Below are 19783 nucleotides of genomic sequence, written 5' to 3'. Positions count from 1 at the left end.
CTGGTCATAGCCGGCCTCGGCACCGCCGCCCCCGCAGGCGCCACTCCAGCCAAGTCAGCCTCCCCCCAAGTGACTTGGACCCGAGCCTGCGCCACCCCCACCAAGGGCCAGATGGCCTGCAAGGCACTCCGCGTCACCGGCGGCACGACCGCGTTCCAGAAGGAGCAGCAGGCCCAGGCCCGCACGGACGCCGTCACCCCCAACGCGGCCGACGCGTCGACCCCCTCCGGCTACGGGCCCAGCGACCTCCAGGACGCCTACGGCCTGACCTCCGCCGCCGCCTCCAACGGCTCGGGCGAGACCATCGCGATCGTCGACGCGTACAACGACCCGAACGCCGAGGCGGACCTCGCCAAGTACCGTACGTACTACGGACTCTCGGCCTGCACCACCGCCAACGGCTGCTTCAAGAAGGTCAGTCAGACGGGCTCCACGACCTCCCTCCCCACCAGCGACTCCGGCTGGTCCGAGGAGATCTCCCTCGACCTGGACATGGCCAGCGCCGTCTGCCCGAACTGCAGCATCCTGCTCGTCGAGGCCAAGTCCGCCACCATGGCCAACCTCGGCACGGCCGTGAACGAGGCCGTCACCCTGGGCGCGAAGTACGTCTCCAACAGCTACGGCGGCTCCGAGTCCTCCTCCGACGCGACGTACGACACCTCGTACTTCAAGCACACGGGCGTCGCCATCACCGTCAGCGCGGGCGACGCGGGCTACGGCGCCGAGTACCCGGCGGCCTCCCAGTACGTGACCTCCGTCGGCGGCACCGCCCTCTCCGCCGACTCCTCCAGCCGCGGCTGGAGCGAGAGCGTGTGGGAGACCAGCAGCACCGAGGGGACCGGCTCCGGCTGCTCCTCGTACGACACCAAGCCGGCCTGGCAGACCGACACGGGCTGCACGAAGCGCACCATCGCCGACGTCTCGGCCGTCGCCGACCCGGCGACCGGCGTCTCGGTCTACGACTCCTACGGCGTCACGGCCGGCTGGTACACCTTCGGTGGTACGAGCGCCTCCGCTCCGATCATCGCGGGCGTCTACGCCCTCGCCGGCACCCCGTCCTCCGGCTCCTACCCGGCCAAGTTCCCGTACACGGCGGCCGGTACCTCGGCCCTCAACGACGTGACCAGCGGCACCAACGGCAGCTGCGGATCGACGTACCTCTGCACCGCCAAGTCGGGCTACGACGGCCCGACCGGCTATGGAACCCCGGAGGGAGTCGCGGCCTTCACGGGCTGACCTCCGGGCAACGGGGGCCGCCGACGGAAGCAGTGGGGACCACCGGCGGCACATGAGAACGGGCCGCGGCTACCAGCCGCGGCCCGTTTCCCTGTCCCACAACGACCCGGGATAGCCTTCGGACTGACGGTCACTCGGCCACACCCCGCGTACGCGCGACCGTCCGCAGTTCCATGAAGAGGGGTTAACGACGGAACCACACGACAGGTTCCGCACCGACTTCATTGCTCGGCGTAACCAGCCGTGATACACAGAGTGACCATACGATCCTTTGCATACCAAACCCGCCAATCAATGACGCCCAAGTCGACATCCGACAGCGTCATCGTCGGCGAGAATGGGCTCGACCTCTGCGCACAGGGCAGAGGGTGCGGAACTACCCACTAGGGGCGGTGACTTACATGCTTTTCGCAGCCGAAAAGGGCGACATCACCACAATCATCGGCGGGATCGCTCCGGACTGGGGTCCCTTCGGCAGCCTGGGCAACGAAGCCAAGACGATGGTCCAGGTTGTGATGGCGGTCGCCATCATGCTCTGCCTCGGGATCGCTATCTGGGGTGCGGCCAAGCAGCGCATCGGCGCGACGGCCCTCCGGGACACCTTCAGCGCCGAGCAGGGCAAGGGCCTCATCATCGCGGGCCTCACCGGCGTCTTCATCATCGGATCCCTCGGCACGCTGTTCACCATCGTGTACGGCATGGCCGTCTAGGCCGGGCCGGGTGCGCCCGGATCCTCTCTCCTCCCCCTCCGACCCACCCATCCGTCGTGCCCACCGGCTGAGGTTGCGTTTCCCTGATGTCGAGTCACCACACCGCGCCCGCGCGGGAAGCAGCACGGCTACCGTCGTACTACGCGGTCCGGCGAGAGGTTGAGGGGGCGTACGCGGCATGAGTCTCGGTGACGAACCCGGCTACGGCGACAGCTCGCGCGGCGAGGACGGTGGGTACGGCGGCTCCGGCCAGACCCGCACCCGCCTCCCCGGCGGTGGTGGCAGCGACGTGTACGGCGGTGCCCGCCGCGGGCGGTCCTCCTCGCGGAGCCTGGTCACGGTCGTCGGTGTGGTGGTCCTGCTGATCGCCGCGATCGCCTTCGCGAACCGCGGGGGCGACGATTCGTCGTCCTCCGGGGGAGGGGGCTCCGACAATGCGGGGACTTCGCCTACGGCGGCTTCGGGGGAGCGGCCGGTGGGATCGAAGGACTCGGGGATTCCTTCGGGGTTTGCGCACAGTCCGGTAGGAGCGGAGTCCGCCGCGGCGAACTACGCGGTGGCGCTGGGCTCGGCGGACATGTTCAACAAGACCAGGCGGGACCAGATCCTGTCGGCCGTCATCACCCCGTCCAAGGTCGCCGAGTTCGAGGCGTCTCTGGACCAGGCGTACACCCCGCAGTTCAACCAGAACGTCGGGCTGAACGCGGACGGCTCGACCCCCCAGGGCTACACGTTCGTCTCGCGTACAAGCCCGATCGGTACCAAGGTGACCGAGTCCTCGGCCGACGCGGCGACCGTCGAGGTCTGGTGCAGCGGTCTCCTCGGACTCGCGGGCGACAACTCCACCAATCCCGTCACCAGTACCTGGTTCACCATCACCGCGCAGCTGGAGTGGACCGCAGGCGACTGGAAGATCGTGACGCACTCTCAGAAGGAAGGCCCCGCGCCCGTACCGGGCGACGACCGGGCCTCCAGCGCCGATGACATCGCGAAGGCTGTCGAGGAGTACGGAGGGTTCACGTATGCCCGCTAACCATCGCGTACTCAAACTGACCGCCGCTGTCGGCGCCGTACAGGCCACGGTGTTGCTGCTGGCCACCCGGGCTGTCGCCGCACCCACACCGACACCGACCCCGAGCAGTGACCCTTGCAGTCTCATCAAGGGCCCCGCCAAGGACTACTGCGAAGACGGCAGCGGCAGCACCGGTACACCCAGCAACCCCGTAACCGACACCCTCGACCCCCTCTCCTCCCTCGCCCAGGGCTGCGCCGACGCCGCCTCCTGGACCATCGACAAGCTCAGCGCGGCCGTCAAGGACACCGCGAACGTCGACTTCACGAACCCGAAGTTCCTCCAGCAGTACGCGGTGGTCTTCGCGGCGTCGACGATCCTGACGCTGGTGCTGTGGCTGCTGGCCGTGGCGAAGAGGGCGGTGCGGGGCGTCCCGCTCACCACCGCGCTCGGGGAGGCCGTCGGGTTCCTGTGGCTGACGGTGCTGGCGTCGGCGTTCACCCCGCTGATCCTGTACACGGTCGTGTCGGCGACGGACGGCGTCACGGAGGTCCTGTCGGCGACGACGGGCAACCAGACGGACACGTTCTTCGGGAACTTCTCCGGCGCCCTGGCCAAGGGCGAGGACATCGGCGGCGGCCCGATCATGCTGATCGTCGTGTCGATGGTGTCGATCCTGGCGGCCGGAGTGCTCTGGCTGGAGCTCGTCATCAGAGCCGCGCTTCTCTACGTGGGCGCCCTGCTCGGCACCGTCGTGTACGCGGGCCTGGTCGACAAGAACCTGTGGGGCCACGTCCGCCGCTGGGCGGGCATCATGATCGCGGTGATCCTGGTCAAACCGGTGATCGTCATCGTGCTGGGCCTGGCCGGCGCCCTGTCCTCCGCGGACGGCCCGGACGCGTTCTCCGCCGTCGTCTCCGGCCTCGCCATCATCCTGCTCGCCATCTTCGCGAGCGCGATGATCTACCGCTTCGTACCGGGCTTCGGCGACGAGATCGCCAACTCCCGCAACAACCGCATCATGCAGGGCGCCGAGGGCAAGGCGGCAGCCGTGATGAGCTCCCCGGCGACCCTGGTCGCGCAGGGCATCAAGACCCACAGCACCCGCGCCGACAACGGCGGCGGGGGCGGTGGAGGCGGCCAGTCCCGCCCCTCCAACCCCGTCTCCGGCGGCGTGGCCGCACACAGCAGCCGTACGTCGAACGGAGGCGGCGGATCCGTCCCCTCCGCCGCGCCCGCACCCCGTGCGAACCCGACGAGTACCCCGCACGCCCGCAACAAACGCACAGGAGGTGACGGGCGTTGACGACCGAGTCCCACGTGTCCCACGTGGTCACGCCCCGCCGTACATATCTGATCGGCCGCGCCCGGCCCAACGCGATCGTCGGCCGGAACCGCGAGTCCGGCGAGATCGCGCTGATCATCGCGGGCGCGTTCCTGGGCATGATGTGCGGCCTGCTCGTCCCGGTGCTGTCCCTGCGGATCGTGCTCCTTATGGGCTTCCCGCTGGTCGCCCTCGCGGCGGTGTACGTCCCCTACAAGCGCCGCACGTTCTACAAGTGGTTCGAAATCAACCGCAGTTACAAGCGGAGCCTGCGCCGCGGAACGGCGTACCGCAGCAGTGTCATGGAGGCCGGCACGAGCGCCGACGGGCGTGAGGTCGAGATCGGGCCGCCCCCGGGCATCGGACGGATCAACTGGCTCGCGGCGCCCTTCGGCCCCGACGAGATCGCCGTACTCCTGCACGCCGACCGCCGCACGGTCACCGCGGCGATCGAGATCGAGGGCCCGGGCGTCGGCCTGCGCGACTCCGAGGACCAAGAGGCCCTCGTCGACCGCTTCGGCACGCTCCTCAAGCACGTCGCGAACGGCGACGGCTTCGTCACCCGCATCCAGATGCTCGCCCGCACCCTCCCCGCCGACCCGGACGCGCACGCCAAGGACGTCTCCGTACGCGGCGACGAGCGCGCCCCCGGCTGGCTGCAGCAGTCGTACGACCAACTCGCGTCCATGGTGTCCACGAGCAGCGAGCAGCACCGCGCGTACCTCGTCGCGTGCATGCACTTCAACCGCGAACTCGCCGCCGAGGCACAGGCGATGGCCCGCGCGGCCCGCCCGCACGGCGGCCGGAAGCTGGACCGCGACGCCGGCCTGGCCGTCGTCATGGCGCGAGAGCTGACCGACATCTGCTCGCGGCTGCAGGAAGCCGACATCCGCGTACGGCAGCCGCTGGGCCAGGGCCGGCTCTCCTCCCTCGTCCACTCCATGTACGACCCGGACCACCCCATCGACCACATCCAGGCGATGACCAAGCGCAACGCCTGGCCCGCCGAGCTCGACGCCATGGAGCCCACCTACCTCCAGGCGAAGACCCGCGAGTCCTCCACCCGCGCGCCCTGGTGCCACTCCACGGCCTGGGTGAAGGAGTGGCCGATGACACCGGTGGGCGTCAACTTCCTTGCCCCGCTGCTCGTCCACACCCCGGACGTCATCCGGACCGTGGCCGTCACGATGGACCTCGAACCCACCGAGATCGCCATCGAGCGGATGCTGACCGAGAAGACGAACGACGACGCCGAGGCCAGCCGCGCCGCCAAGATGAACCGGACCGTGGACCCGCGCGACGTCGCCGCCCACGGACGTATGGACCAGCGCGGCGAGGACCTCGCGAGCGGCGCGGCGGGCGTGAACCTCGTCGGCTACATCACGGTCAGCTCCCGCTCCCCCGAGGCCCTCGCCCGCGACAAGCGGACGATCCGCGCCTCGGCCGGCAAGTCGTATCTGAAGCTGGAGTGGTGCGACCGCGAGCACCACCGCGCCTTCGTCAACACACTGCCGTTCGCCACCGGAATCCGCAGGTAGGGGCTGATGTTCTGATGCGGGATCCGCTGTCCACGGCGACCGACGCCTTCACGTCCTTCCTCTTCGGCAAGATCGAGACGACCCGGCTCCCGGTCCGCACGTCCACCGGCCAGGCCCAGGCGGTCTATCTGCCGACCGCCGCGCCCGGCCTCGGCGACTCCGGCGTCATCATCGGCCGCGAGGTGTACTCCGGGAAGGGGTACATCTACGACCCCTTCCAGCTGTACGGGCAGCAGCTCCCGGCGCCGCACTGGCTGGTCCTCGGCGAGTCGGGCAACGGCAAGTCGGCCCTTGAGAAGACATACGTCCTACGGCAGTTGAGGTTCCGCGACCGCCAGGTCGTCGTCCTCGACGCGCAGGGTGAGGACGGCGTCGGCGAGTGGAACCTCATCGCCCAGGAGCTGGGAATAACCCCCATCCGCCTGGACCCCACCGCCGCCCTGGACATGGGCATCCGGCTCAACCCGCTCGACCCGGCGATCACGACGACCGGGCAGCTCGCGCTGCTCCGGACGATCATCGAGGTCGCGCTCGGCCACGGCCTCGACGAGCGCTCCGGCTTCGCGCTCAAGGTCGCGCACGCCTACGTGAACGAGACGATCGTCGAGCGCCAGCCGGTCCTGACCGACATCGTGGAGCAACTGCGCCACCCCGAACCGGAGTCGGCCGAGGCGATGAACGTCGCCATAGACGACGTACGGGCGTGGGGTCTGGACGTGGCCCTGGTCATCGACCGGCTCGTGGACGGCGACCTGCGGGGCATGTTCGACGGCCCGACAACGGTGGGGATCGATCTCGACGCACCCCTGATCGTCTTCGACCTCTCGCACATCGACCGGAACTCCATCGCCATGCCGATCCTGATGGCGATCGTGGGTGTGTGGCTGGAGCACACCTGGATCCGCCCCGACCGGAAGAAGCGCATCTTCCTGGTCGAGGAGGCCTGGCACATCATCAACAGCCCCTTCGTGGCGCAGCTCTTCCAGCGCCTGCTGAAGTTCGGGCGCCGCCTGGGCCTGTCCTTCGTCGCGGTCGTCCACCACTTGTCCGACGTCGTGGACGGCGCGGCGGCGAAGGAGGCCGCCGCGATCCTGAAGATGGCGTCGACGCGAACGATCTACGCCCAGAAGGCGGACGAGGCGAGGGCGACCGGGCGGGTGCTCGGCCTGCCCCGGTGGGCAGTGGAGATCATCCCCACCCTGACCCCCGGCATCGCGGTCTGGGACGTCAACGGCAACGTCCAGGTCGTCAAACACCTGATCACGGAAACCGAACGCCCCCTCGTCTTCACCGACCGCGCCATGACCCAGACCTCCGCCGAACTCATCGCCGACGACGCGCTGCACGCCGCGGAACTGGAGGCGGAGGAGCGCGCGGCGGCCTTCATGGAGCAGCACCTCGGCGATCTCGACGGTTCGTCAGAGTCCACGGTGGCGTGAGAACGGTGGCGTGAGATGAGACGCGAAGAACACCAGGAGGGACGGGGAGTCCCCGACGGCCTGCTGGTCGGGGTACTGGCCTTCCTGCTCGGCATGACCCTGATGGTATGGACGGCCACGGGCCTCGCAGGCCTGTTCTCCAAGGGCGCCTGGCCGGACGCGGTCACGTTCCCCCACACGCCCCTGGCCATGCGCCATCTCATCGGTGAGCCACACGACTTGACCGGGGCGTGGCCGGAGACACCGGCGGATCAGCTGTCGGGGTGGGGCCTGTTCTGGGGCCTGTTCATCGGCCAGTTGATGGTGCTGCTGGTACTCACGGTGTTCGTACTGGGCACGGTGGCAAGGTGGCGAGCGAGCCGAGGTGCGAACCTCAAGGCGAAGACGGTGGCGAGGGTGCCGAGACCGGCGGGCGAGCCGGACACGACGGGTGCGCCGGACACGACGACGGCCCCGCAGCCGCCGACGCACGAGCAACCACTGACGGAGACGGCTCGCTTGTCATCGGAGGGTGAACGGGCGGGCGGGCGGGAAAACGTTCGCACCGAAACCACGACGCTCCCGCAGGCGACGATGCACAGCCAACCCCTGACAGCCGCGGCGCAGCCGCTGGAACAGGCCGAACGGGCGGGCGGGCGGGAAAACATCCGACTGGGCCAGCCCCAAGACCGCCACCCCCAAGCCGTCCAGGCCATCCAGGACGCAGAGGGCCCCGCCCTGGTAGTCACCTCGAACCCCAGAACCTGGTCGGACACCAAGGACGCCAGAGCCAAGCTCGGCCCAGTCCTCCTCTACGACCCCTCGCACCTGTGCGACACCCCGGCCCGCCTCCACTGGTCCCCCTCCACCGGCTGCGAGGACAAACCCACCGCAGCGGCAAGAGCGGCAGCGCTACTCGCCCCCGTACGCCCCACCGCCAAGGTGGACCAGGCCATGGCGGACGTAGCGGAAACGCTCCTGCGCAGCTACCTGCACGCCGCCGCCGTGGAGGGCAAGCCCTTCCGCCACGTCCACCGCTGGTCCCAGGGCACACAGGTACAAGACGCAGTACGAGCCCTCCGTACCAACCCCAAGGCCGCATCCGGCGCGGCGGGCGAACTGGAGGCGGCCCTCACCTCGCACCCCCAACGCAGGGACATCGCACAGGAGCTGGCGGCCCGCGCCCTGTCCTCCCTCTTCACGGTCAACGTCCGCGAATCCTGCACCCCAAACCGAACTGACACCCTCACTCTGGATTCCTTCGTGAACGAAGGGGGCACGCTTTATGTGGTCGGTGAACCCATCGAGGACCCCCGAGCGAATCCCGGCGCCATGCCGCTCCTGACGGCCCTCGCCTCAAGCGTGGTCGAGCGCGGCCGGCGCATGGCCGAACGGTCATCCTCCGGTCGCCTCGACCCACCACTGACCCTCGTCCTGGACGACGTGGCGGCCGTGGCCCCCCTCCCCCAGCTCCCGGACCTCCTGGCCACCGGAGCGACCCGAGGCCTCCCGACCCTGGCCCTCCTCCGCTCCCACGAACAGGCCCGCTCCCGCTGGCCGCAGTACGAACTCCCGGTCTAGCTCGGACCCTTCACCGGACGATCGATCACGAACTCCAACTCCCGTTCCCCCGAATCACCCAAATCTCCCGTGTCCCCCGAACCCCCCGACGACAGCACGGTCACCCCGCTCGGCAGAAACCCCGCCTTCCGATAGAACGCCTCGGCACGCCCGTTCTTCTCGTGCACGAACAGCCGTACGCGCTCAAGCCCGACCCCCCAGCTCCACTCCAGCGCGGCATCGAACAACGCCCGGGTCACCCCGGCCCCACTCCCCCGATGCTCGGGCCGCACATACACCCCCACCAGATGCCCCTGGCGCCGCTCGACCACGCCCCCGAAGAAGTCCCGCTCCCCGGCCTCCTCCACGAGCACGGCGACAGACCCGTCCCACACCCCGCCCTGCCCCACGGCCACGAACTGCCGCCGCTCGGCCGTTCCCTCGGAGGCTCCGGCCGCCCGCTCCTGCCAGAACGCGTCCGGCCTGGCCGCGGCGTCCTCGTACGTCTCCAGGAACGCGAGATGAGCGACGGGGTCCCGCAGCGCGGCGAGCCGCAGCTCCCGCACCTGGGCCCACTCGTCGGAACGTATGGAACGGATCACGTGATTCATGGAAACCACCGTAATCCGCGCCTACGACAGCGCCCACCGGATATCGATCAGAGATCCACCCGCCACCCTGCCGACACCCACCGTCAGGCCCCCCGTCATGATCTCCCTGTAAGACGTCGAACACCCAACCCCCCATGGAGAAGCGCCGCATGCCCAAGGTCCAGCTCGACGAACTCCGCAATGTGATCCACCCGCCGGGCAAGCTGGACAGCAGGGCGGAACACTGGGCCGGCCGCCTCTACATGCGCGCCCTGTCGCTCCGGGTGACCCGTCTGATGCTCGGCACCAGCGTCTCGCCGAACCAGATCACGACGGTGATGGTGTTCGCGGGCGTGCTCTCCGGGGTGGCACTGCTCCTGCCGGGCCTGGCCGGCGCCGTACTCTCCGTGTTCTTCATGCAGCTCTATCTGCTGCTCGACTGCGTGGACGGCGAAGTAGCCCGCTGGCGCAAGCAGTTCAGCCCCCTCGGCGTCTACCTGGACCGACTCGGCGCCTACCTCGCCGACGCCGCGGTGATGGTCGGCATGGGCCTGCGCGCCTCCGAACTCGGCCTGGACCCCTACCTGGTGGCCGGCCTGGCGGCAGCCATCGGCGTCCTGCTCCTCAAGTCGTCCTCCGACCTCGTCCACGTGGCCCGCTCGGACAGCGGCATGCAGAAGGCCACCGACCAGTCCGTGGTCCCCCGCTCCAGCGGCCTGGCCCGCGTACGCCGCCTGGCCTCGTCCGTCCAGCTGCACCGCCTGTGCAACGGCATCGAGGCCACCATCCTGCTCCTGGTGACCGCGATCGTGGACACGGCACTCGGCGACCTGACAGCAACGAAGATCGCCACCGTGGCCATCACGGCGATCGTGTGGCTGCTCGTCCCCGCCCACATCGTCTCGATCGTCTCGTCGTCCCGCCTGAAGTGACCACCCGGCCCTCAGCTCCGAGGAGAGCTGAGGGCCGGGCCCCGGTCAGCTCACCGGCTTGTAGCCGAGCACGAAGGTGCTCGGCGAACCACTGCCCGGATTGCCCGGCGTATTCGGCTTGGCCAGCGAATAGACCGGCGCACCCACCGCGGCGAGAGCCTCAAGTGCCTTGTCCTGGCTCGGTGCCGCACCGTAGTAGAGGTGGAAGCTCCCCTCGACCCACGTCTCAGGTCCGGGAATGTCCGCGAGCGGCACATTGAGGTCGAAGACCGTGCCCTGGTCGTACGGACCCGCGTCGATGAAGGACCCTGAGTTGTGCAGCACCGGCCGGCCGGAGGTGGGATCGGGACCGGCGAGCCCGTAGTCGCTGGCGAACTCCACGTTCTCGTGGTCGGCCTTCACCGTCACGTACTCCTCGGTGGGCGTCGGCTCCACGTCCCAGTCGACGACCCGGCGGTACGTGATGTGCGGTACGTCCGCCTCCGGAGCCAGCGAGGTGATGGTGACCTCGACGTCGTACAGCTCCGGCCGCGAGGACGGCCGGAAATCGTGCTGCACATAGACCGGATAGTCCGTACCGACGAGCCTCACGACGGACGTGGCGGTCGTCGGCGTCGTGGTGAACGACACGATCTCGGCGTTGGCGGACAGCCCGTGCACACCGTGCGACCAGCCACTCCACTGTCCCACCCCGCCCGGCGGTGTGACCTGGATGCCCCAGCCCTCGCAGTGGCAGGCCACGGCCGATACGGCCTCGAGGTTCGTCGGCTTGTAGCGCAGCCCGACCTCGGTGGTCCTGGTGCCGGCGCTGGGCGAGCCGCCCGGCGTGATCAGGTTGCCGCCCGGCTGGACGCCGATCTCGACGTCCGTACCGCCGACGGCCCCGCCGAAGAGAGAGGTGTACGCCGTCTCCCACCGGCCTTCCTCCGACTCCTCGTCCAGGTCGCCATGACTGATCATCAGCGTCACCACGTAGCAGGTGTCGCCGCCGATCCTGGTGTCGATCGTCGCGTCCTGAGCCCGCGCGCTCTTGTCGTCGGCGTAGCAACGCTTGGGAATCCGCTCCCAGTTGACGACCGTGAAGGTGAGCCGCCGGTCGTCGTCCTGCATGGTCCTGACCGCCATGTTCCACAGCTTCGAGGGGTCCTTCTGGCCCACCAGGTCCACGTAGTGCACACCGCCGTCCTCGACAGTGGCCGCGCCCGAGGCCTTTCCGTCGGCGGGCAGAGCGATCGTCTCGTGCTTGGGCCGCGCCACGGGGAACGTGGCGTCCGAGCCACTGCCACTCAGTCTGGTGCACCACTCGGACACATCAGCGTCCTGATAACGCCAGTACGAGCCGTAGTCGGCCGCCGTACTCCCGCCGCACAACTGGTAGTTGGCGACCCCGAAGACCCGGAACTCCTCATACGGGTCCCCGCCGAAGTCGTCCTCGATCATGTCCTCGATCTGGCTCGCCGCGTCCGGGAACCAGGAGTCCCCGATCCGCTCCCACGTACGCCTGATGGCCTGCGCGCCAAGCCGTTCCTCCAGGAACTCGGCGAAGATGAACGCCCCGTACTGACGTCCCTCCCCCTCGTCGAGGTTCTTCCCGAAGCTGTCCTGATGCGTCAGCGCCTGCTCGGGCCGCTCGAAGAACAGCTTGAGAGCCGAGGCGTACGAAGTCGCCGAGGTGGCCGGCACATGGGCGAGGTCGTCCTGCAGCGCCTGATGGGCCGCCCACTCCGCGGTGGCCTCCATCCAGGCGTTCACACCGCGTACGTTGAACACGGTGCCCATGTCGATGTGCTTGTACTGCATGACATGGAAGAGCTCGTGCCGCGGCAGGTAGAACTCGTTGGAGCTCAGCCCACTCTCGTCGAAGTCACTACCGATGTGGATGACGTTCGCGCCGGCGGCCTGCGGCGGCGGTACGAAGCCCACACCCCGCTCGACCAGCCGCGAACCGATGAGCACGGCGATCTTCTGATCGGGATCCTGTTCCTCGTAGCCGAGGCCGTGGAACTTGGTCAGCGCCACCCTGAACGAACGGTCCAGCCTGTCGATGTAGTTGGGCACCCCGTTCTCCGGGATGTCTCCCCTGCTGAGGTCCGCGCCCACCGCATCGTCGTCCGGGTCCACGCTCCGCGAACCCTCGATGTTGTAGAAGATGACGAAGTCGTCCATCTGGTGGGCACAGTCGAAGACGACCGCCCCTCCGACCCCCGCAGGCAGGAAACCCCCGCACTCGACGGGCGCCGCGAGAACCGACACGTCCCCTGACGACTCCTGGGCGGATGCGGACTGGTCGACCGTCGACTCGACCGTTGACTCTTCCGTCAAGCCGTCCGTCAGGTCCTTCGGGTCCTCCTTCAGGAACCGTTGCAGGTCCTTGGCGTGTGCCAGCCGGTTCTGGATGCTCTTGCGCACCGGATGGGGCAGCTTCTCGATCTCCCGCCCGATCGCCATCCCCAGAATGATCCGCTCGCCCTCGGTCAAGGCGTCGTCCCGGTAACGGGCCGGCACCCCCTTGCTCTGGTAACCGAGCTTGGCGTAGGCGTGGTTGATGAACGCCTCTTCCTTCAGATCACCGTTCCGCAGGTCCTCGAGCATCAGCCGCAGTCCGGTGGCCCTGAGGTCCGCGTAGTCCTCGGGCTCCGGCATCGCCGGCGGCTCTTCACCTTTGCTCAGCGGTACGGGGTTGTACTCAGGAATCTCGTACGGCGCGGACTCCGCCGGTTCCGAGCCGGCCGCCACGACGCTCTGCTTCTCCACGGCCCCGGCCCCGCCAACAGCATCGTCGGCCGAAACGGAAGGCTGGAACAGAGACACCGACAACGCGGCCGCCGCCGCGATGATGAGCGATCTTCGACGCCACATCAGGGATCCTCCCCCAGGATCAACAGCCCCTGCACAACCCGGTGTCGGCAGACGACTGTGGGTGCGGTGGTGCTGGGCAGAGAGAGTAGAGGCACCTGAGGCTCATCCGCCATGCCCCTGACAAGATCGCGTCATAAAGAATCGGGCCAAAACAAATAGACCCCCGTACCGATTTCCCGGTACGGGGGTCTATTTTCTAAATTTAGTTCGGCGGCGTCCTACTCTCCCACAGGGTCCCCCCTGCAGTACCATCGGCGCTGTGAGGCTTAGCTTCCGGGTTCGGAATGTAACCGGGCGTTTCCCTCACGCTATGACCACCGAAACACGGTGAAACTTGTCAACCGGAGCCGTGGCATGGCTACGACGGTTGTTCGTGGTTTCAGAACCAACACAGTGGACGCGAGCAACTGAGGACAAGCCCTCGGCCTATTAGTACCAGTCAGCTTCGCCCATTACTGGGCTTCCACATCTGGCCTATCAACCCAGTCGTCTACTGGGAGCCTTAACCAATCTAGTTGGTGGGAATACTCATCTCGAAGCAGGCTTCCCGCTTAGATGCTTTCAGCGGTTATCCCTCCCGAACGTAGCCAACCAGCCATGCCCTTGGCAGGACAACTGGCACACCAGAGGTTCGTCCGTCCCGGTCCTCTCGTACTAGGGACAGCCCTTCTCAATATTCCTGCGCGCGCAGCGGATAGGGACCGAACTGTCTCACGACGTTCTAAACCCAGCTCGCGTACCGCTTTAATGGGCGAACAGCCCAACCCTTGGGACCGACTCCAGCCCCAGGATGCGACGAGCCGACATCGAGGTGCCAAACCATCCCGTCGATATGGACTCTTGGGGAAGATCAGCCTGTTATCCCCGGGGTACCTTTTATCCGTTGAGCGACGGCGCTTCCACAAGCCACCGCCGGATCACTAGTCCCGACTTTCGTCCCTGCTCGACCCGTCGGTCTCACAGTCAAGCTCCCTTGTGCACTTACACTCAACACCTGATTACCAACCAGGCTGAGGGAACCTTTGGGCGCCTCCGTTACTCTTTAGGAGGCAACCGCCCCAGTTAAACTACCCATCAGACACTGTCCCTGATCCGGATCACGGACCCAGGTTAGACATCCAGCACGACCAGACTGGTATTTCAACGACGACTCCACCTGAGCTGGCGCTCAAGCTTCACAGTCTCCCAGCTATCCTACACAAGCCGAACCGAACACCAATATCAAACTATAGTAAAGGTCCCGGGGTCTTTCCGTCCTGCTGCGCGAAACGAGCATCTTTACTCGTAGTGCAATTTCACCGGGCCTATGGTTGAGACAGTCGAGAAGTCGTTACGCCATTCGTGCAGGTCGGAACTTACCCGACAAGGAATTTCGCTACCTTAGGATGGTTATAGTTACCACCGCCGTTTACTGGCGCTTAAGTTCTCAGCTTCGCCACCCCGAAGAGTGACTAACCGGTCCCCTTAACGTTCCAGCACCGGGCAGGCGTCAGTCCGTATACATCGCCTTACGGCTTCGCACGGACCTGTGTTTTTAGTAAACAGTCGCTTCTCGCTGGTCTCTGCGGCCACCCCCAGCTCAAGCAGCAAGTGCTATCACCGGTGATGGCCCCCCTTCTCCCGAAGTTACGGGGGCATTTTGCCGAGTTCCTTAACCATAGTTCACCCGAACGCCTCGGTATTCTCTACCTGACCACCTGAGTCGGTTTAGGGTACGGGCCGCCATGAAACTCGCTAGAGGCTTTTCTCGACAGCATAGGATCATCCACTTCACCACAATCGGCTCGGCATCAGGTCTCAGCCTTAATGTGCGACGGATTTACCTATCACACGGCCTACACCCTTACCCCGGGACAACCACCGCCCGGGATGGACTACCTTCCTGCGTCACCCCATCACTCACCTACTACAGGTCTGGTCCGTCGGCTCCACCACTCCCCTTTGCCCGAAGGCTCCGGGGCGGCTTCACGGACTTAGCATCGCCTGGTTCAATGTTTGACGCTTCACAGCGGGTACCGGAATATCAACCGGTTATCCATCGACTACGCCTGTCGGCCTCGCCTTAGGTCCCGACTTACCCTGGGCAGATCAGCTTGACCCAGGAACCCTTAGTCAATCGGCGCACACGTTTCTCACGTGTGTATCGCTACTCATGCCTGCATTCTCACTCGTGAACCGTCCACCACTAGCTTCCGCTGCGGCTTCACCCGGCACACGACGCTCCCCTACCCATCCCAGCCCCCGTTGGGGGTATGTGCTGGAATGACACGACTTCGGCGGTACGCTTGAGCCCCGCTACATTGTCGGCGCGGAATCACTAGACCAGTGAGCTATTACGCACTCTTTCAAGGGTGGCTGCTTCTAAGCCAACCTCCTGGTTGTCTGTGCGACTCCACATCCTTTCCCACTTAGCGTACGCTTAGGGGCCTTAGTCGATGCTCTGGGCTGTTTCCCTCTCGACCATGGAGCTTATCCCCCACAGTCTCACTGCCGTGCTCTCACTTACCGGCATTCGGAGTTTGGCTAAGGTCAGTAACCCGGTAGGGCCCATCGCCTATCCAGTGCTCTACCTCCGGCAAGAAACACACGACGCTGCACCTAAATGCATTTCGGGGAGAACCAGCTATCACGGAGTTTGATTGGCCTTTCACCCCTAACCACAGGTCATCCCCCAGGTTTTCAACCCTGGTGGGTTCGGTCCTCCACGACCTCTTACAGCCGCTTCAACCTGCCCATGGCTAGATCACTCCGCTTCGGGTCTTGAGCGCGCTACTAAATCGCCCTATTCGGACTCGCTTTCGCTACGGCTTCCCCACACGGGTTAACCTCGCAACACACCGCAAACTCGCAGGCTCATTCTTCAAAAGGCACGCAGTCACGACGCACCAAGTAAACTTGATGCGCGACGCTCCCACGGCTTGTAGGCACACGGTTTCAGGTACTATTTCACTCCGCTCCCGCGGTACTTTTCACCATTCCCTCACGGTACTATCCGCTATCGGTCACCAGGGAATATTTAGGCTTAGCGGGTGGTCCCGCCAGATTCACACGGGATTTCTCGGGCCCCGTGCTACTTGGGTGTTTCTCAAACGAGCCGTTGACGTTTCGACTACGGGGGTCTTACCCTCTACGCCGGACCTTTCGCATGTCCTTCGCCTACATCAACGGTTTCTGACTCGTCTCACGATCGGCAGACCGTGAAAGAGAAATCCCACAACCCCATATACGCAACCCCTGCCGGGTCTCACACGCATATGGTTTAGCCTCATCCAGTTTCGCTCGCCACTACTCCCGGAATCACGGTTGTTTTCTCTTCCTGCGGGTACTGAGATGTTTCACTTCCCCGCGTTCCCTCCACATACCCTATGTGTTCAGGTATGGGTGACAGCCCATGACGACTGCCGGGTTTCCCCATTCGGAAACCCCCGGATCAAAGCCTGGTTGACGGCTCCCCGGGGACTATCGTGGCCTCCCACGTCCTTCATCGGTTCCTGGTGCCAAGGCATCCACCGTGCGCCCTTAAAAACTTGGCCACAGATGCTCGCGTCCACTGTGCAGTTCTCAAACAACGACCAACCACCCGTCACAACCCGCCGAAGCAGATTTTCACCGGGGCCGGCACTGAAGATCCAGACTCAAAGTCCGTACCCTCAGACACCCAACAGCGTGCCCGGCACCCTCGCCACTCATGATCAGCTTTCCACGCTCCCTTGCGAGAGCAGTACTTGCAGCCCGAGATGACTGAGAGTGCCGAATAATCAACGTTCCACCCATGAGCAACCAGCACCGGACGTACGCCGATGTACTGGCCCTGGACCACCAGACAATGCCTGGCGGCCTAGATGCTCCTTAGAAAGGAGGTGATCCAGCCGCACCTTCCGGTACGGCTACCTTGTTACGACTTCGTCCCAATCGCCAGTCCCACCTTCGACAGCTCCCTCCCCACAAGGGGGTTGGGCCACCGGCTTCGGGTGTTACCGACTTTCGTGACGTGACGGGCGGTGTGTACAAGGCCCGGGAACGTATTCACCGCAGCAATGCTGATCTGCGATTACTAGCAACTCCGACTTCATGGGGTCGAGTTGCAGACCCCAATCCGAACTGAGACAGGCTTTTTGAGATTCGCTCCGCCTCGCGGCATCGCAGCTCATTGTACCTGCCATTGTAGCACGTGTGCAGCCCAAGACATAAGGGGCATGATGACTTGACGTCGTCCCCACCTTCCTCCGAGTTGACCCCGGCAGTCTCCTGTGAGTCCCCATCACCCCGAAGGGCATGCTGGCAACACAGAACAAGGGTTGCGCTCGTTGCGGGACTTAACCCAACATCTCACGACACGAGCTGACGACAGCCATGCACCACCTGTACACCGACCACAAGGGGGGCACCATCTCTGATGCTTTCCGGCGTATGTCAAGCCTTGGTAAGGTTCTTCGCGTTGCGTCGAATTAAGCCACATGCTCCGCTGCTTGTGCGGGCCCCCGTCAATTCCTTTGAGTTTTAGCCTTGCGGCCGTACTCCCCAGGCGGGGAACTTAATGCGTTAGCTGCGGCACCGACGACGTGGAATGTCGCCAACACCTAGTTCCCACCGTTTACGGCGTGGACTACCAGGGTATCTAATCCTGTTCGCTCCCCACGCTTTCGCTCCTCAGCGTCAGTAATGGCCCAGAGATCCGCCTTCGCCACCGGTGTTCCTCCTGATATCTGCGCATTTCACCGCTACACCAGGAATTCCGATCTCCCCTACCACACTCTAGCCTGCCCGTATCGACTGCAGACCCGGGGTTAAGCCCCGGGCTTTCACAACCGACGCGACAAGCCGCCTACGAGCTCTTTACGCCCAATAATTCCGGACAACGCTTGCGCCCTACGTATTACCGCGGCTGCTGGCACGTAGTTAGCCGGCGCTTCTTCTGCAGGTACCGTCACTTTCGCTTCTTCCCTGCTGAAAGAGGTTTACAACCCGAAGGCCGTCATCCCTCACGCGGCGTCGCTGCATCAGGCTTTCGCCCATTGTGCAATATTCCCCACTGCTGCCTCCCGTAGGAGTCTGGGCCGTGTCTCAGTCCCAGTGTGGCCGGTCGCCCTCTCAGGCCGGCTACCCGTCGTCGCCTTGGTGAGCCACTACCTCACCAACAAGCTGATAGGCCGCGGGCTCATCCTTCACCGCCGGAGCTTTTAACCCCCACCCATGCGGGCAGGAGTGTTATCCGGTATTAGACCCCGTTTCCAGGGCTTGTCCCAGAGTGAAGGGCAGATTGCCCACGTGTTACTCACCCGTTCGCCACTAATCCACCCCGAAGGGCTTCATCGTTCGACTTGCATGTGTTAAGCACGCCGCCAGCGTTCGTCCTGAGCCAGGATCAAACTCTCCGTGAATGTTTTCCCGACTGCGTCTAATTAAAGACTGCGGGGCGACACCACGAGAGCGGAACCGAAGGGAGGAATAATCCCCACGGTCCACAGCGTCCTCGCTGATGTTTTACTTCAAAGGAACCTCGTCCCGGCCGAATGGCCGGAGACGGGGTATCAACAAACTTGGCGTTGATTTTTGGCACGCTGTTGAGTTCTCAAGGAACGGACGCTTCCTTTGTACTCACCCGAGAGACTCTCTCAGGCTTTCCTCCGGGCAGTTTCCCTTCGGTCTTGCGTTTCCGACTCTATCAGACCGTTTCCCGATCCGATTTCCTCGGTGCTTTCCAGGTTTCCGCTTTCGCGTTTCCCTTTCCGGCGGTTCCGACTCTATCAGATCCTTTCGGGCCTGATTCCCAGTCAGTGGGGCTTGTCTTCGCGGCTGTTGGGCCGTTCCGACGTCCCAAACTTTAGCGGATCCTCTCGGCAGTTCCTAATCGGGCTGCCGGGCCCAAATCGAATTGAATTCGGGCACGCCGAATTCGACCCCGTTGGGAGATCGTGCTGGTGGTTTGGTTGCCGCTTTTGCGGCGGAGGTGCTGCCGCAGAACCGTTACGGCCCCGTGGCAACTCGAAGAACCTTACGTGTCGGGCAAGGGGGTGTCAACCTCCCCTGTCAAGATCTTTAATCGAGGTCGGTGAGCCTGCCGCCGGCATCCGGCTGGGCGTGCTCCACGCGACGCAGGAGGCGGGTCAGGACCTCACCCAGGACACCGCGCTCGTCGGCGGAAAGGTCCTGGAGCAGGTCTTCCTCGAAGCCTGAGGCGAGGCGCATGACCTCCAGCCACTTCTCGCGACCCTCGTCGGTGAGCTCCACGATGACGCGTACGCGATTCGACTCGTCGCGCTCCCGGGTGACCAGCCCCTCCCCGACCATGCGGTCGATGCGGTGGGTCATCGCGGCCGGTGTCAGACCCAGCTGCTTGGCGAGGTCGCTCGGGCCCATGCGATAGGGGGCGCCGGAAACGACCAGGGCCTTGAGGACCTCCCACTCGGCGTTGCTGATGCCGAGCGCGGCGGTCTGGCGTCCGTAGGCGACGTTCATCCGGCGGTTGAGACGGGAGAGGGCCGAGACGATCTTCTCGACCTGGGGGTCGAGGTCCTGGAACTCGCGCTGGTAAGCGGCGATCTGTTCGTCGAGTGTCGGCTCGCTGACGCCGGGGGTGTCGCCCATGGCGGCAGTATGGCAC

At 65.3% G+C, this 19783-nt stretch carries 11 protein-coding genes and 3 rRNA genes; 8 read left to right on the top strand and 6 right to left on the bottom strand.

Going from position 1 to position 19783, the window contains the following annotated elements; genetic code table 11:
- The first annotated feature begins 69 nt into the window (after positions 1-69).
- From OG246_RS10480 to OG246_RS10450, 7 genes are all read left to right on the top strand, one after another.
- Positions 70-1236, top strand: coding sequence for a S53 family peptidase (locus OG246_RS10480; RefSeq protein WP_266459175.1), 1167 nt, complete (start codon positions 70-72; stop codon positions 1234-1236).
- A 401-nt stretch (positions 1237-1637) separates the two neighbouring features.
- On the top strand, positions 1638-1946 hold the full coding sequence (locus OG246_RS10475; protein ID WP_266459173.1) for a hypothetical protein: 309 nt from the start codon (positions 1638-1640) through the stop codon (positions 1944-1946).
- A 178-nt stretch (positions 1947-2124) separates the two neighbouring features.
- Positions 2125-2979, top strand: coding sequence for a hypothetical protein (locus OG246_RS10470; RefSeq protein WP_266459171.1), 855 nt, complete (start codon positions 2125-2127; stop codon positions 2977-2979).
- The gene (locus tag OG246_RS10465; RefSeq protein WP_266459170.1) at positions 2969-4264 is read left to right on the top strand and encodes a hypothetical protein; all 1296 of its coding nucleotides are present in this window, start codon (positions 2969-2971) and stop codon (positions 4262-4264) included. The genes OG246_RS10470 and OG246_RS10465 overlap by 11 nt, the downstream gene beginning before the upstream one ends.
- Entirely contained in the window at positions 4261-5820 is a 1560-nt protein-coding gene (locus OG246_RS10460; protein ID WP_266459169.1) for an SCO6880 family protein, read from the top strand. Before OG246_RS10465 ends, OG246_RS10460 begins: the two co-directional genes overlap by 4 nt.
- A 14-nt stretch (positions 5821-5834) precedes the next feature.
- Complete coding sequence (locus OG246_RS10455; RefSeq protein ID WP_266459167.1) at positions 5835-7259, top strand: ATP-binding protein; 1425 nt, start codon at positions 5835-5837, stop codon at positions 7257-7259.
- Positions 7260-7274: 15 nt separating this feature from the next.
- The gene (locus OG246_RS10450; RefSeq protein ID WP_266459164.1) at positions 7275-8819 is read left to right on the top strand and encodes a type IV secretory system conjugative DNA transfer family protein; all 1545 of its coding nucleotides are present in this window, start codon (positions 7275-7277) and stop codon (positions 8817-8819) included.
- Here OG246_RS10450 and OG246_RS10445 read toward each other — a convergent pair.
- On the bottom strand, positions 8816-9409 hold the full coding sequence (locus OG246_RS10445; protein WP_266459162.1) for a GNAT family N-acetyltransferase: 594 nt from the start codon (positions 9407-9409) through the stop codon (positions 8816-8818). The two genes, OG246_RS10450 and OG246_RS10445, sit on opposite strands and share 4 nt — an antisense overlap.
- Before the next feature lie 149 nt (positions 9410-9558).
- Between OG246_RS10445 and OG246_RS10440 the strand changes: the two genes are divergently transcribed.
- Positions 9559-10320 (top strand): CDP-alcohol phosphatidyltransferase family protein, encoded by a 762-nt coding sequence (locus OG246_RS10440; RefSeq protein ID WP_266459160.1) that lies wholly within the window; start codon positions 9559-9561, stop codon positions 10318-10320.
- A gap of 45 nt (positions 10321-10365) precedes the next feature.
- Here the strand turns inward: OG246_RS10440 and OG246_RS10435 are convergent, their stop codons facing one another.
- The 5 genes from OG246_RS10435 to OG246_RS10415 form a co-directional block, all read right to left on the bottom strand.
- Complete coding sequence (locus OG246_RS10435; protein WP_266459158.1) at positions 10366-13179, bottom strand: hypothetical protein; 2814 nt, start codon at positions 13177-13179, stop codon at positions 10366-10368.
- A gap of 205 nt (positions 13180-13384) precedes the next feature.
- Positions 13385-13501 (bottom strand): 5S ribosomal RNA (gene rrf, locus OG246_RS10430).
- A gap of 87 nt (positions 13502-13588) precedes the next feature.
- A 23S ribosomal RNA gene (locus OG246_RS10425) occupies positions 13589-16712 on the bottom strand.
- A 320-nt stretch (positions 16713-17032) separates the two neighbouring features.
- Positions 17033-18560, bottom strand: a 16S ribosomal RNA gene (locus tag OG246_RS10420).
- The 16S, 23S and 5S rRNA genes sit together here, the layout of an rRNA operon.
- A 658-nt stretch (positions 18561-19218) precedes the next feature.
- Positions 19219-19767 (bottom strand): MarR family winged helix-turn-helix transcriptional regulator, encoded by a 549-nt coding sequence (locus OG246_RS10415; protein WP_266459156.1) that lies wholly within the window; start codon positions 19765-19767, stop codon positions 19219-19221.
- Between the last annotated feature and the right edge of the window lie 16 nt (positions 19768-19783).

It is taken from the genome of Streptomyces sp. NBC_00620, from assembly GCF_026341825.1.
Classification (GTDB): Bacteria; Actinomycetota; Actinomycetes; order Streptomycetales; family Streptomycetaceae; genus Streptomyces.
Note: the sequence above shows the minus strand (reverse complement) of the source record. Positions and strands in the feature narration are given on the sequence as shown.

Coding starts and splice junctions, on each gene's coding strand:
- OG246_RS10475 (WP_266459173.1), top strand. CDS start 1,638: ATGCTTTTCGCAGCCGAAAAGGGCGACATCACCACAATCATCGGCGGG.
- OG246_RS10470 (WP_266459171.1), top strand. CDS start 2,125: ATGAGTCTCGGTGACGAACCCGGCTACGGCGACAGCTCGCGCGGCGAG.
- OG246_RS10465 (WP_266459170.1), top strand. CDS start 2,969: ATGCCCGCTAACCATCGCGTACTCAAACTGACCGCCGCTGTCGGCGCC.
- OG246_RS10455 (WP_266459167.1), top strand. CDS start 5,835: ATGCGGGATCCGCTGTCCACGGCGACCGACGCCTTCACGTCCTTCCTC.
- OG246_RS10450 (WP_266459164.1), top strand. CDS start 7,275: ATGAGACGCGAAGAACACCAGGAGGGACGGGGAGTCCCCGACGGCCTG.
- OG246_RS10445 (WP_266459162.1), bottom strand. CDS start 9,409: ATGAATCACGTGATCCGTTCCATACGTTCCGACGAGTGGGCCCAGGTG.
- OG246_RS10440 (WP_266459160.1), top strand. CDS start 9,559: ATGCCCAAGGTCCAGCTCGACGAACTCCGCAATGTGATCCACCCGCCG.
- OG246_RS10435 (WP_266459158.1), bottom strand. CDS start 13,179: ATGTGGCGTCGAAGATCGCTCATCATCGCGGCGGCGGCCGCGTTGTCG.
- OG246_RS10415 (WP_266459156.1), bottom strand. CDS start 19,767: ATGGGCGACACCCCCGGCGTCAGCGAGCCGACACTCGACGAACAGATC.